At 49.9% G+C, this 14,135-nt stretch carries 13 protein-coding genes; 2 read left to right on the top strand and 11 right to left on the bottom strand.

Annotated features, from left to right (window positions below):
- Nucleotides 1–136: 136 nt before the first annotated feature.
- Together GQ52_RS04945 and GQ52_RS04940 are read right to left on the bottom strand one after the other, a co-directional pair.
- The gene (locus GQ52_RS04945; protein WP_047515619.1) at nucleotides 137–1,795 is read right to left on the bottom strand and encodes a TrkA family potassium uptake protein; all 1,659 of its coding nucleotides are present in this window, start codon (nucleotides 1,793–1,795) and stop codon (nucleotides 137–139) included.
- A gap of 60 nt (nucleotides 1,796–1,855) precedes the next feature.
- Nucleotides 1,856–2,230 carry a DUF6394 family protein gene (locus GQ52_RS04940; protein ID WP_019880750.1) on the bottom strand — a complete coding sequence of 125 codons (375 nt, stop codon included), beginning with the start codon at nucleotides 2,228–2,230 and terminating at the stop codon, nucleotides 1,856–1,858.
- A 58-nt stretch (nucleotides 2,231–2,288) separates the two neighbouring features.
- Here GQ52_RS04940 and GQ52_RS04935 point away from each other — a divergent pair, with 58 nt between their 5' ends.
- Nucleotides 2,289–3,107, top strand: coding sequence for an SDR family oxidoreductase (locus GQ52_RS04935; protein ID WP_047515617.1), 819 nt, complete (start codon nucleotides 2,289–2,291; stop codon nucleotides 3,105–3,107).
- A gap of 17 nt (nucleotides 3,108–3,124) precedes the next feature.
- Here GQ52_RS04935 and GQ52_RS04930 read toward each other — a convergent pair whose 3' ends face one another.
- On the bottom strand, nucleotides 3,125–3,460 hold the full coding sequence (locus tag GQ52_RS04930; protein ID WP_019880753.1) for a YegP family protein: 336 nt from the start codon (nucleotides 3,458–3,460) through the stop codon (nucleotides 3,125–3,127).
- A gap of 164 nt (nucleotides 3,461–3,624) precedes the next feature.
- On the opposite strand from GQ52_RS04930, the gene GQ52_RS13880 reads away from it, so the two are divergent.
- Entirely contained in the window at nucleotides 3,625–4,221 is a 597-nt protein-coding gene (locus GQ52_RS13880) for a PEP-CTERM sorting domain-containing protein (RefSeq protein WP_081979312.1), read from the top strand.
- A gap of 53 nt (nucleotides 4,222–4,274) precedes the next feature.
- Here GQ52_RS13880 and ettA read toward each other — a convergent pair whose 3' ends face one another.
- From ettA to atpG, 8 genes are all read right to left on the bottom strand, one after another.
- Entirely contained in the window at nucleotides 4,275–5,939 is a 1,665-nt protein-coding gene (ettA, locus tag GQ52_RS04925) for an energy-dependent translational throttle protein EttA (RefSeq protein ID WP_047515615.1), read from the bottom strand.
- A 122-nt stretch (nucleotides 5,940–6,061) separates the two neighbouring features.
- Entirely contained in the window at nucleotides 6,062–6,526 is a 465-nt protein-coding gene (locus GQ52_RS04920; RefSeq protein ID WP_019880755.1) for an Hsp20 family protein, read from the bottom strand.
- 110 nt (nucleotides 6,527–6,636) lie between these two features.
- Nucleotides 6,637–7,857, bottom strand: coding sequence for an EAL and HDOD domain-containing protein (locus GQ52_RS04915; RefSeq protein WP_047515611.1), 1,221 nt, complete (start codon nucleotides 7,855–7,857; stop codon nucleotides 6,637–6,639).
- A gap of 102 nt (nucleotides 7,858–7,959) precedes the next feature.
- On the bottom strand, nucleotides 7,960–9,795 hold the full coding sequence (gene glmS, locus GQ52_RS04910; RefSeq protein WP_047515609.1) for a glutamine--fructose-6-phosphate transaminase (isomerizing): 1,836 nt from the start codon (nucleotides 9,793–9,795) through the stop codon (nucleotides 7,960–7,962).
- Between the two features lie 4 nt (nucleotides 9,796–9,799).
- A complete protein-coding gene (gene glmU / locus GQ52_RS04905) occupies nucleotides 9,800–11,170 on the bottom strand; it encodes a bifunctional UDP-N-acetylglucosamine diphosphorylase/glucosamine-1-phosphate N-acetyltransferase GlmU (RefSeq protein ID WP_047515607.1) in 1,371 nt (456 codons plus the stop codon).
- A gap of 73 nt (nucleotides 11,171–11,243) precedes the next feature.
- Nucleotides 11,244–11,669, bottom strand: a complete 426-nt coding sequence (locus GQ52_RS04900) for a F0F1 ATP synthase subunit epsilon (protein ID WP_019880759.1) — start codon at nucleotides 11,667–11,669, stop codon at nucleotides 11,244–11,246.
- A 73-nt stretch (nucleotides 11,670–11,742) separates the two neighbouring features.
- Nucleotides 11,743–13,179, bottom strand: a complete 1,437-nt coding sequence (gene atpD, locus GQ52_RS04895) for a F0F1 ATP synthase subunit beta (protein ID WP_019880760.1) — start codon at nucleotides 13,177–13,179, stop codon at nucleotides 11,743–11,745.
- Nucleotides 13,180–13,246: 67 nt separating this feature from the next.
- Complete coding sequence (gene atpG / locus GQ52_RS04890) at nucleotides 13,247–14,116, bottom strand: F0F1 ATP synthase subunit gamma (protein ID WP_019880762.1); 870 nt, start codon at nucleotides 14,114–14,116, stop codon at nucleotides 13,247–13,249.
- Nucleotides 14,117–14,135 lie beyond the last annotated feature (19 nt).

Genomic DNA, 14,135 nt, shown 5'->3' with positions numbered 1-14,135 from the left:
TAGAATAGTCTTCGCTTTGGGCAAGCAAAGAAAAGTAACTCGCCAAAAAGGCGCAACAAATGCTCACGAAATACTGTTACGTCGGAAAAGAAAGGAAATCTCACAATCACCTTATCAGTCCATCCAAACCAATACGTTAACGACCCGCCTTCAACCAACGCCCAATCCAGGTTTCCGGCATTTCCGTCCCCGTCACCAGATAATGCAAGGTCTTAATATCATGCATCACAAAACGCTGTATCGATTTGGCCTGATCCAGGCCACAACATAAAATAGTGTCGCCAATTTGCAACGGTGTGGACAACTCCGGCAACAACATCTTTTGCTCACCACGCACCAGCATCAATGGCACCACCGGCATCTCATGTCGCTGCTGTCCGGCCGGGCGCATCATCAAATGCTTGAGCGCAGGGTGTATGCCTTGCTCCATCAAGGCGCATACAGCCACAGCCATGTCACCTGTAATGGTGATATCCCAGGTATCAGGCACTTGCTCGCCTAATTTTGAAACCAGTTGCGCAATCACGGCATTGGCCCAGGCGTTGCCCTGATGCCTGGCGGTTACCAGAAACTCCGCCAGCATCGGTGACACCATATAAGACAAACAGGTGTGAGCAATCACATCGCTGGGCTGCATGGTAATATCGGCATTAAAGTGCTGGAACAGCGGATCATTATGCCGTTTGTTTTTGCGGATGATGACGAACAGCTTTGGATTCAGTTCGAGCGCTGTCATCACAATCGACAAATTATTAATATCATTGTCGGTCCCGGCAACAATCCCCACCGCATGCTCTACCCCGGCCTGCTGCAGAATGTGCGATTCAACGCCGCTGCCGATAATACAGTCCTCACATTGCGTACCTTGCGGGTCAGCCTCAATCACGGTGACATGCATCTGGCCATTTTGCAGGCTGCTGACTACCGACTTGCCAAAACGCCCGAAGCCACAGGCGATCCAATGCCCTTGCGGCACGGGTGCTGGCGTGGCAATCGCATCCCCCGGTGCCCTGGTCAACCATTCGTGCAACAAATAGGTGCCCAGCGCGTTTAGGCGCATAGCCAGATGTTCGCCAAAAATATTGTAAGGGTTAATAATGCGGTCAGTACCAAATGACGCCATATTGGCGGCAATCACATCGTTTTGCACACGCGCCAGTACCGGCAAATCCGGCTTGATCAGTTTCACGGCTACCGAAATCGCCAGGTTGGCATGGTCATCATCGGTCAGGGCGGCCACACCACGGCACATCGGGTTTTTAATGCCGGCATACAACAACACTTCTGACAATTTAGCGTCTGCACACAAATGCGGGATATAGAACTGGTAATCGGTCATTTCAAGTTCATTGATACGCTCCGGCGAAATCTCCAGCACCACGACGCGTAGTTCATTTTTATCCAGCGCCCGCACCAGTTCACCACCTGTTTCACCATAGCCGCAAATCAGGTAAAACGGTTCCATCAGGTTTCTCACATCACGCTGAAACATGGCGTTTTTAAACGCCAGCTTTAAGGCGGATTCCTGAAACAGCGCAATGATCGCGCCGATGGCGTAAAACCAGGAAATGACCGTCAGGTAGATCGAAAAAGTCATCCACAAACGCTGATGCGTGGTGAACGGGTAGGGAATTTCACCAAAACCAATAGTGGTCGCGGTATAGCTCAGAATATAAAACGCATCAAAAAAACCGTAGCGATAAGGCTGACCATGATCATCTACGCCAGGGATCAGCACGAAACCAATCAGCGCGATGGCATAGCTAATGATGACCATCAGCAGTGGCGCACGCATACGCCGCAAAATCAGGAAGATGATTTGATTGAGACTCACCGCTGTCTCCGTTAATGCACGCTAGCGGCGCAGGGTCACGGTTTCGTAGATCAGCAGAATCACTGAAGTGATATTGGCCAGAAAAGCACCGCCAGACAAGGAAACAATGCCCACAATCACCTCCGGCTCTGCGCCTTTGCTCCCGGCAACCACCCAGATAATCGCTGCGGCAATCAGTTGTATGTCAGCAACCAGGCTGGTGGCCAGATGAATCGCGCCTATCTGAGTACGGTCACCAAACTTGAGGACGGTGGCAATCAGGTTGACCACAATCGCCACATATAATTCGTAATGCAAATGGTGTTGCGGATTATCAATTTCGCCGACAAAAAAACCGAAATTGAGTGTCATAGCCAGAATAATAAAAAAGCCAAAAATCACTTTTTCCAAATTCATTACGTTTCCCCAAGCATTGTTTTATGGCATTCTACCCGATTAAAATTTGTTTACTGCGATGTTTTTTATGTCGAAAAATAGTGTGTCTGCCATGCGTGTTTTAATTACCGGCGCCTCCAGTGGCCTTGGCGCTGCGATGGCAACCGCCTATGCTGAACAATATGGTGAGCAACTACAGCTCGCCTTATGTGGTAGAAATGAAACCGCCTTACAAACCCTGGCAGACAGTTTAAAGCAGCAATATCAAACTACCTGCGCGATTTATTGCGTAGATGTGCGTGTCGCCGCGCAAATGCAGTCCATGGCGCAGGACTTTTTACAACGGTTTGGCACACCGCATATCGTCATCGGCAACGCCGGGGTCAGCCGTGGCACCTTAACCGAGTTTGCCGAAGATATCCCGGCGTTCCAAGCGGTGTTTGAGACGAATGTCATGGGCCTGGTACATACCTTCCAGCCTTTGATTGAGGCCATGAAAACCGCTGCTGGCCAAAGGGAGCCTGCGCAACTGGTTGGCATTGCCAGTGTTGCCGGTATTCGCGGCCTGCCAGGCTCGGGCGCATACAGTGCCAGCAAGGCTGCCGCCATCACTTACCTGGAAAGCCTGCGCGTAGAAATGCAGTTATACGACATCGCCGTCACCACCATTGCACCTGGTTATATCCGCACGCCAATGACCGATATCAACACCTATCCCATGCCGTTTTTAATGGCTGCCGATGTATTTGCACGCAAAGCACAGCGGGCGATTGCAGCCAAGCGGCGCTTTACCATTATTCCATGGCAAATGGGCGTGGTAGCACGCCTGATGCGCTTATTACCCGCGTGCGTGTGGGATCTTATTATGAAAAAAGCCCCGCACAAGGCGAGGCTTTAATCCCTACGCTGAGCTGACTAAGTCAAATCTTTAATCGTTTCGCTCGCACCATTGGTTTTCACCGAAGCAATGCCATTGTCACGCCCAGCTTCCGCAGAATACATCTGGCTGGTGCCAATGACCTGGCTATTGCCTGCCAGCAAATTGAAATAAGGGCGGCCATCTTTGGCCGTCAGTTTCTGATAACGCTCATCCAGCGGACTGTTTTTCTGCACAGACTCAATGCCGTTTTGTGCCGCGGCCTTGGTGGTGTATTGCTCACTTTTAAGAATCTGCTCACCATTGCCCGCCTTCAATGCAAAACTGAATTGACCGTTTGCATCACTTTTTGTTAGTTCAAACCAACCTGCCATCGCTCGCTCCTTTTATTGCGTTTAAATAAATACTCCATACGTATTGCATACCGCTGACAACTCTATTTTCTTTGTTGACACCAGAGTCGTCTAACCATCAATCTTTAATGTTATTATCAATTTAACACATAAAAATTACAACCATTACCAACTGAGGAGAAAAAATGAAGTTACCAATAATTTTTGCCAGCGCAGTGCTTCTTTTTGCATTAAACAATCCCGTCAATGCTGCCGTTTTATACAGCAACCTAGATGCATCTGATGGTTTCGACACCACATCAGCATGGGGATACACTTATTCAAATGCTATGCAGTTTTCACCTGTAGCGTCTGGTGCAATTACCTCCGCTGATCTCGCACTTTCAGTCTTCCCATCATTTGTACCTTACACCGCCACCATTTCTCTATATTCAAGTTCAAATATTGGATCAGCTCCAGACGTTTTACTTGAAAGTACAACAGTCAATGTTACCAATCCATTTGGCAGTGGTACCGTCACTTCTGCATTATTCAGTGGATTAACCAGCTTAATATCCGGTCAGTACTATTGGCTAAAGGCCGCTGATGCGAATGGAGAGCAATTGTGGAACTTTAACAATACAGGCGTGATGGGCTATTTTTCGCAAAATGACCAATCACTCTCTAATTACACATTAGGTGCATTCCGCGTTAATGGTACGACGACTGTGCCAGAGCCACCATCCTTCGCACTGCTTGCGCTAGGGCTAGGTTTGATGGCAACGGCCAAACGTCGCACCTGAACGTCAATATAACTGCATAAACAAAAGCCCATTCAACTGAATGGGCTTTTGTTTTAACGCGTGATTGGTTTGTAACGGATACGCTTGGGTTTGGCGCCTTCTTCACCCAGCCGTTTTTTCTTGTCGGCTTCGTATTCCTGGTAGTTACCGTTAAAGAAGGTCCATTGCGAATCACCTTCCGCTGCCAGAATATGCGTCGCAATCCGGTCGAGGAACCAGCGATCATGCGAGGTGACCAGTACGCAACCGGCAAACTCCAGCAAAGCATCTTCCAGTGCACGCAGGGTTTCCACGTCCAGATCGTTTGACGGTTCATCCAGCAGCAAAACGTTTGCGCCAGAAATCAAGGTTTTGGCCAAGTGCAAACGGCCGCGTTCACCACCAGAAAGCTGGCCAACCACCTTTTGCTGATCACCACCTTTGAAGTTAAAACGGCCAATATAGGCACGGCTTGGCATTTCAAACTTGCCAACGTTCAACATATCCAGGCCACCAGAAATCACGTCAAACACCGTTTTGCTGTCATCTAAGCCTTCACGCGACTGATCAACGGCTGCCAGCTTGACGGTTGGCCCTGTGATAATTTCACCGCTATCCGGCTGCTCCTGACCTTGCAACATACGGAACAGGGTGGATTTACCGGCACCGTTAGGGCCGATGACACCGACAATTGCACCGGGCGGAATGCTGAACGACAGATTATCAATCAGCAAGCGATCACCAAAGCCTTTGGAAACATTATTAAACTCAATGACTTGATTGCCTAAACGCTCGCCTGGCGGAATAAAAATCTCCTGTGTTTCATTGCGGCGCTGGTACTCAACACTGGACATTTCTTCGTAACGGGCCAGACGCGCCTTGCTCTTGCTTTGGCGTGCTTTTGCACCCTGGCGCACCCATTCCAGCTCTTGCTTCATGGCTTTGCGGTGGGCATCTTCCTGTTTCTGCTCTTGCGCCAAGCGGTCTTCTTTTTGCTCCAGCCAGTTTGAGTAATTACCTTTCCATGGAATACCTTCGCCACGGTCCAGTTCCAGGATCCACTCAGCAGCATTATCAAGGAAGTAGCGATCATGGGTAACGGCAACCACGGTGCCCGGGAAACGCACCAGGAACTGCTCCAGCCATTCCACAGATTCTGCATCCAGGTGGTTGGTCGGCTCATCCAGCAACAGCATATCCGGCTTGGAGAGCAGCAATTTACACAAAGCCACACGGCGCTTTTCACCGCCGGACAATGGTCCGATCACGGCATCCCATGGTGGCAGGCGCAGCGCATCGGCGGCGATTTCCAGTTGTTGCTCGACATCACTGCCGCTGGCCGCGAGGATATTTTCATACTTGGCCTGGTCTTCGGCCAGTTTGTCAAAATCGGCATCCGGTTCGGCATAAGCCGCATAAATCTCTTCCAGCTTTTGCTTGGCTTCCATGATGGCACCCAAACCCGCTTCGACCTCCTGACGCACAGTTTTGTCCGGATCCAGCTGAGGCTCTTGCGGCAAGTAGCCGATGGACAAATTAGGCTGCCATTGTACTTCGCCTTCGTACTCTTTATCGGCACCCGCCATGATGCGCAACACAGTGGATTTACCCGAGCCATTTAAACCCAGCAGGCCGATTTTGGCACCCGGGAAAAATGACAGGGAGATATTTTTAATGATTTGCCGTTTGGGCGGCACGATTTTGCTCACGCGGAGCATGGACATCACATATTGCGCCATGAGAAATTCCGGGACGGTGATTGAAAGTGCGTATTTTAATACGCGCGGTCAAAATTAGCTTGTAGATAACAGTATTCGGCATGAAAAAAGGGCCTTTCGGCCCTTTTTTATTTTGCCATCACTTAAGCGGCGGCACGTTGTTCAATAAACGTGGTGTTGGCTTGTGCTTGTGTGCCGATCTCGATTTTACGTGGCTTCAAGGCCTCTGGGATTTCACGCAGCAGGGCAATGGTTAACAAGCCGTTTTCAAGGTTGGCACCGGTCACTTTGACATGGTCAGCCAACTGGAACTTGTGTTCAAAATCACGCGTGGCGATGCCACGGTGCAAAAAGGTGGTTTCCTGCTCCCTTTTCGCTTTGCGGCCAGTCACACGCAAAGCCTGATGTTCGGTTTCGATTTCCAATTCGTCCTGCTGGAACCCGGCGACGGCCATCACAATTTTGTAGGCGTTTTCGTCGACCAGTTCGATGTTATAAGGCGGATAGCTGATTTCGTTTTCACTACGCTGGTTTTCGTTGAGCATTTTCGCCAAACGGTCAAAACCAATCGCGGTTCTGTAGAAAGGGCTTAAGTCATAAGTACGCATGGGTTGATCCTTTTAAAAATAAAGCGATTAACATGATTCACAGACCTCAAACTGCAAGCATCTGTATGTTCAATATGGGAATTCGCTTTATTTTTTCAAGGGTCGGCTGACTAAATACCCAAGGCCTCCGTCCAGGCCAAGGCATCCATATGACACTGGTTCACTTTGTCCGGATTCAATTGCAGCAAGGATGCCAGTTGCAGGATTTCTTCATTATTGGCGTCTTCGCAAGCTTCAGTCAGCTTGAGAAACGGCCCAAAAATACCTTCACGTTTGGTCAAGGCATCCACAATCGGTTCTGGCAGTTGCAGTTTCTCCAGTACATTATCCATCGGCACTTTCAGCATCACATCCAGTAATGAAAATACACCGACCACAAATAAATTGTCACGGTCACGCTTATCAAAAAAGGGCTCACCTAACAGTTCAGTCAAGCGCCCGCGCGTGATCGAAGTTTTCATCAGGGCAGGGGAGCTGGTGTTATTGCCTGCCGTCACCATCAATAACGTTAACCAGCGATAAAGTTGGTTACGGCCTAAAATCGTCAAGGCATGATTAATGGACTGCACCTCGCAGGACAAACCAAAACCAACCGAGTTAATGTAACGCAGCAGTTTGTAGCTCAGGGTGGTGTCTCGCTTAAACCCATTTTCAATGGTTTTGTTGTCTGCCTCCTGGCTCACCAGGTTCAATAAATGCAGTACGCCATCAAAGCTGGGGTTAATGACCTTGCTATTGAGGTTTTCCGGTTTAGCGTAAAAATAGCCTTGAAACTGCTGGTAGCCTGCGTCCAGCAAGCTGCTGAATTGTGCATTTTGCTCAACTTTTTCTGCAATTAAGCTGCAACCGGAAGCCTGATATTTTTTCAGCCACAGCGTGGCCTGGGCAATATCGACGTCACGCATATCCAGCTTGATGTAATCCGCATATGGAATCAGCGCTTCCAGCTGCGGGTGATGTTGCGGGTTATCCAGCGCAATTTTGAATTTATTTGCTTTTAACTCTCCGCAGCGCGCGATGATTTCAGGCGTGACTTGTACCGTGTGCACAACCTCAAGCACTGTTTTTTCTGCCGGCATCAACTCCAGAAATACACTGTTAAGCATGACATGATCAACGTTGATAAAAGCCAGTTGCTGCCCCAACAGCCAGCTTTCGTGCATCTCATCAATCGTGGTTGAGAGGATTTTGGCGCAGGTTTGAATATCCTCTTCAAAAGGCGCATTGCTGCCATTGCTATCGTTCCTGAAAAAGAACTCATAGCCGATAATCTGTTGTTGACTGTTAACAATCGGCTGGCGGCCGATAATACTGTGTTGCGACGTGGTCATGACTGCCTTCCTGATGAGCATCTAAGATCAGTATAAGGGAAACTGGTCGTTTTCTTATTCGAAAAAAGCCCCGATTCTCGGGGCTTTTTAGGTCTTTATCGCTTATTCTACGGTCACACTCTTAGCCAGGTTACGCGGTTTATCCACATCCGTGCCTTTAAGCAAAGCAGCATGATAAGCCAGCAGTTGCACCGGAATGGCATGCAAAATAGGCGAGAGCACACCGACATGGCGTGGTGTTCGTATCACGTGTACGCCTTCAGACTCTTTAAAGTGACTGTCGGCATCAGCAAACACAAATAACTCGCCACCACGCGCTTTGACTTCCTGCATATTGGATTTTACTTTTTCCAGCAGAGCGTCGTTAGGGGCGATGACCACCACCGGCATATTGCTATCAACCAGTGCCAATGGACCATGTTTCAACTCACCGGCCGGATAGGCTTCGGCGTGTATATAGGAAATCTCTTTGAGTTTGAGTGCGCCTTCCATCGCGATCGGGAAGTGCACGCCACGTCCGAGGAACAAGGCATGGTCTTTGTCGCCAAAACGATGGGCCCATTCACGGATTTGCGGTTCCAGATTCAACGCAATCTGTACGCCACCTGTCAGCTGACGCAGATCGGATAAATATTGCTGCTCTTGTGCCTGACTGAGTAAGCCACGTGCTTTACTTAACGTTACTGCCAATACAAATAGCGCGATTAGCTGTGTGGTGAACGCCTTGGTACTCGCCACACCGATTTCAGCGCCGGCACGGGTGTAGAAAATCAATGATGAAGCGCGGGGAATCGCACTTTCCTGCACGTTACAAATCGCCAGGCTGTGCGCGTGGCCCAGTTTCTGCGCGTGCTTAAGCGCTTCCATAGTGTCCAGCGTTTCGCCAGACTGCGAAATCGTGACTATCAGCTGTTTCGGATTAGGCACGGATTCACGATAGCGGTATTCACTCGCAATCTCGACGGAGGTCGGGATTTTGGCGATGCTTTCCAGCCAGTATTTTGCGGTGAGGCCAGCGTAATAACTGGTGCCTGCCGCCAGGATTAATACACTGTCGATCTGAGAAAACACGGCAGCCGCTGATTGGCCGAACAGCTCGCTCCTGAACGCGCCATCATCAATCAGGGCCTCAATGGTGTCGCTGATCGCACGTGGCTGCTCATGGATTTCTTTTTGCATAAAGTGGCTATATGGGCCCAACTCTAGTGAGGCAAGTGACACATCACTCATATGTACTTTACGTTCAGCGATTTCGCCGCTTTTGTCGACAATGACCACACCATCCGTCTGCAAAGTAGCCACATCACCGTCTTCCAGGTAGATCACTTTACGGGTAGCTGACAGCACGGCAGACACATCCGAAGCGACGAAATTTTCGCCTTCGCCCAGACCGATCAACAATGGGCAGCCAAGACGGGCAACCACCATTTGCTGCGGCTGATCCAAGGCAATCACGCTGATCGCATAGGCACCTGTCAACTCGGCAATCGCGTGCTTAACCGCTGTGAACAAGTCATGGCTTTGCTGGTAATAATAATGCACCAGATGGGCAATGACTTCGGTATCGGTTTGTGAATAAAACTGATAGCCCAAGGCCTTTAAGCGGTCACGTTGTTCGTCGTGGTTTTCGATAATGCCATTATGTACCACAGCAATTTGCGCCTGGTCTTGCCCAGGAGAGACATGCGGGTGCGCGTTTTGCTCAGTCACACCGCCGTGCGTGGCCCAACGTGTATGGCCGATACCAACATGGCTATGCATGCCTTGTGCTTTTAATTGCAACTCGGCGACACGGCCAACCGCGCGTGCGCGCTCTATGGTTTGATTAAGCACGGCAATCCCGGCCGAATCATAGCCGCGATATTCGAGCCTGCTTAAGCCCTCGATCAGGAGTGGAACGATATTTCTATTGGAGACCGCACCGACAATGCCGCACATACGCTTATTTTTTCACCTTTTGTGGACGTTTCCATCCCTGAATTGACCGTTGTTCCCGCGCGCGGCACAGCGTTAAGCTATCTGCCGGCACATCTTTGGTAATGGTTGAGCCTGCTGCAATCGTTGCCCCACGGCCCACAGTCACTGGCGCAACTAATTGGGTATCGGAGCCGACAAACACATTATCCTCAATAATGGTTTTATGTTTGTTCGCCCCGTCATAATTACAAGTGATCACGCCGGCACCGATATTCACATTGGCACCAATGCTGGCATCACCCACATAAGTCAAATGGTTGACCTTACTGCCGACGCCCACCACGGCATTTTTAATTTCAACAAAATTGCCAACATGCGTCTCTGCAGCCAATTGTGTACCAGGGCGTAAACGCGCAAACGGGCCGACTTTGCTGCCCGGGCCGACCTTGGCATCATCAATATGCGTAAATGCCGCCAGGCGTGCGCCTTTGGCGATCACGGCATCCTTAATCACGCAATGCGGCCCAATCTGTACATCATCCTCAAGCGTGACCTGACCCTCAAAGACGCAGTTCACATCAATCAACACATCACGGCCGCATTGTAATGCGCCGCGGATATCAATACGCTGCGCATCCAGCAAGGTCACGCCTTGTGTCATCAGAACATTTGCCTGGCGCAGCTGGTACTCACGCTCGATTTGCTGCAAGTCGAGTTTGGAGTTAATGCCGGTGACCGACCAGGCATCGGCTACCACATGCGGTAACACCGCACGGCCTTCCTTGACGGAGAGGGCGATAATATCGGTTAAATAATATTCCTGTTGCGCATTCTGGTTGCTGATATTAGCCAACCAATGTTTCAACTGTGCATTCGGCATCGCCATAATGCCGGTATTCACTTCCTGTATCGCACGCTGCGCTGCGCTGGCATCTTTATGCTCGACAATGGCGACGACTTCGTTGTTGTCATTACGCACAATACGGCCATAACCGCTGGGGTCTGCCTTGATAAACGTCTGCACCACCAGGTGCTCATCGGCTTGCGTCAACATGTCACGGCAAGCCGCCACATCAACCAGTGGCACATCCCCTAACAGAATGAGTGTTTTACCATGAGCAGGCAAGGTGGGCAGGGCTTGTTGCACGGCATGGCCAGTGCCCAGTTGTTCTGCCTGCAATACCCATTGCAGGTCATCGCCTGGCGTCTGCTGCTGTACTTGTTCACCGCCAAAGCCATACACCACCGTGATGGTTTGTGGATTCAGCTGACGTGCCGCGTCAATCACATGATGCAGAATAGGCTTACCGCCCACCGCATGCAGCACTTTGGGCAAATCTGATCGCATGCGTGTGCCTTTACCCGCGGCGAGAATTACAATATTCAAATCAGTCATGCTGTTATTTTATCTCAGAAACAAAAAAGGCGGCTCGAAAGCCGCCTGTTTTATTGCCAGACTCCACAGGAATCTAGTGCACAGATTTACGCAATTTCTGGATTGCCTGGATTTGTGCGATCGCTTCTGCCAATTCAGCCTGGGCAGCTGCGTAATCGATCTCTGAAGAACGGTTACGCAATGCTTCTTCTGCGGCTTCTTTCGCTGCGATGGCTTTTGCTTCATCCAGATCCTGGCCACGAATCGCGGTGTCTGCCAGCACTGTCACCAGTCCTGGTTGTACTTCCAGCATGCCGCCGGAAATATAAATCACAGTCTCTTCTTGCTCGGCAGTTTGCTTGATACGCAATGCGCCTGGCTTGATGGTGGTAATCATCGGTGCGTGATGTGGATAAATACCCACTTCACCTGCGCCAGCTGGTGCAACCACAAACTCGGCTTCACCAGAGAAGATGGACTCTTCGGCACTCACAACATCGATATGCACTGTATTTGCCATAATGTTCTCTTTTCTATATCACTGAAGATTTGTGATGCAGGCAGATATTTAAACCCGCCCGCACAAACAACGATTAGTTCAGTGTTTTAGCCTTTTCAACCGCTTCTTCGATACCACCAACCATGTAGAACGCTTGCTCTGGTAAGTGATCGTATTCACCAGCCACAATCGCTTTAAAGCCTTTGATGGTTTCTTTCAGTGGCACGTATTTGCCTGGTGCGCCAGTAAACACTTCAGCCACGTGGAAAGGTTGTGACAGGAAACGTTGGATTTTACGTGCACGGCCCACTGCCAATTTGTCTTCTGGAGACAATTCGTCCATACCCAGAATCGCGATAATGTCACGCAGTTCTTTGTAGCGTTGCAGTGTTTGTTGTACAGAGCGCGCAACTGAGTAGTGCTCTTCGCCAACCACCAGTGGATCCAGTTGACGTGAAGTAGAGTCCAGTGGGTCAACCGCTGGGTAGATACCCAGGGAAGCGATGTCACGTGACAACACAACTGTCGAGTCCAAGTGTTGGAAAGTCGTTGCTGGTGATGGGTCAGTCAAGTCATCCGCAGGCACGTAAACCGCTTGGATAGAAGTAATAGAACCGACTTTAGTAGACGTAATACGCTCTTGCAGACGGCCCATTTCATCCGCCAGGGTAGGTTGGTAACCTACGGCTGAAGGCATACGGCCCAGCAACGCAGATACTTCAGTACCGGCCAATGTGTAACGGTAGATGTTGTCCACGAAGAACAATACGTCACGGCCTTCGTCACGGAATTTTTCAGCCATGGTCAGACCAGACAAAGCAACGCGCAGACGGTTGCCTGGAGGCTCGTTCATCTGACCGAACACCATCGCTACTTTGGATTCTTTCATGTTGTCCAGCTTGATCACGCCAGCATCTGCCATTTCATGGTAGAAGTCGTTACCTTCACGGGTACGCTCACCTACACCGGCAAATACGGACAAACCGGAGTGCTGTTTAGCGATGTTGTTAATCAGTTCCAGCATGTTAACGGTCTTGCCTACACCCGCACCGCCGAACAGACCCACTTTACCGCCTTTAGCAAACGGGCAAACCAGGTCAATCACCTTGATGCCTGTTTCCAACAGGTCAACAGACGGTGACAGCTCTTCAAAAGCCGGGGCTTTCTGGTGGATAGAACGGAACTCGGTAGAGTCGATTGGACCCACTTCATCGATTGGGCGACCCAATACGTCCATGATACGGCCCAAAGTACCTTCACCCACTGGTACAGAGATCGCTGCACCCGTGTTTTTGAAGGCGGTACCACGTGCCAAACCGTCAGAAGAGCCCATGGCAATGGTACGGACCACGCCGTCGCCCAATTGCTGTTGCACTTCCAGTGTCAAACCGGCTTCTGCATTGCTGTCTTTTGCATCAATAATCAATGCATCGAATACTTTAGGCATTTGATCGCGTGGAAATTCCACGTCAACCACAGCGCCAATACACTGCACTACTTTACCTGTTACTGCTTGATTTGCCTTTGCCATTTTCTTTTCCTAACTGTATGAGTCAGATCTAATTGAATTCTTTCACGATGCTTTTAACGCACGCGCCTTAGGAGGAGACTGCTGCCGCACCGCCGACGATTTCTGAAATCTCTTTGGTAATCGCTGCCTGACGGGCTTTGTTGTATACCAACTTCAGCTCACCAATCACGCTCTTCGCGTTATCAGAAGCAGACTTCATCGCCACCATACGGGCAGATTGCTCGGACGCCATGTTTTCGGCCACTGCGTTGTAAATCAGTGATTCGATATAACGCGTCATCAACTCATCTACCACTGGTTTTGCTTCAGGCTCATAGATGTAATCCCAATGGCCATTCGGGCTGCCCAGTTGCTCACCGGTCAATGGCAACAATTGTTGCATGGTCGGCTCTTGCTTCATGGTGTTGATGAATTTGGTATAGCAGATGTAAAGCTGATCAATTTCACCGGCAATGTACGCATCCAGCATGACCTTGATGGTGCCGATCAGCTTTTCCAGATGCGGAGTATCGCCCAAACCGGTGATATGGGATTTCACCTGCGCACCGATACGGTTCATAAAGCCGTAGCCTTTGTTACCGATCGCACTGACGCTGATGCCTTTGCCTTCAGCTTCCCAGGCTTTCATCTGGCTCAGCGACAAACGCAATACGTTGGTATTCAAACCACCGCACAGACCTTTGTCTGAACTGACCACAATCAGGCCGACATTTTTCACCACGTCGCGTTTAATCAAAAACGGATGACGATACTCGGATTGTGCAAAGGAGAGGTGAGCCGCCACGTTACGGATTTTATCCGCGTAGGGGCGGGAAGCACGCATTCTGTCCTGCGCTTTACGCATTTTAGAAGCAGCTACCATCTCCATCGCCTTGGTGATCTTGCGTGTATTTTCTACACTTTTGATCTTGGTTCTAATCTCTTTACTACCTGCCATATTAGGTTCCTAAGTCGAA

Origin of the sequence: Methylophilus sp. Q8, from assembly GCF_000800115.1 — a bacterium.
Classification (GTDB): Bacteria; Pseudomonadota; Gammaproteobacteria; order Burkholderiales; family Methylophilaceae; genus Methylophilus.
The sequence above is the reverse complement of the archived record's forward strand: the minus strand, read 5'-3'. Positions and strand labels throughout refer to the sequence as shown.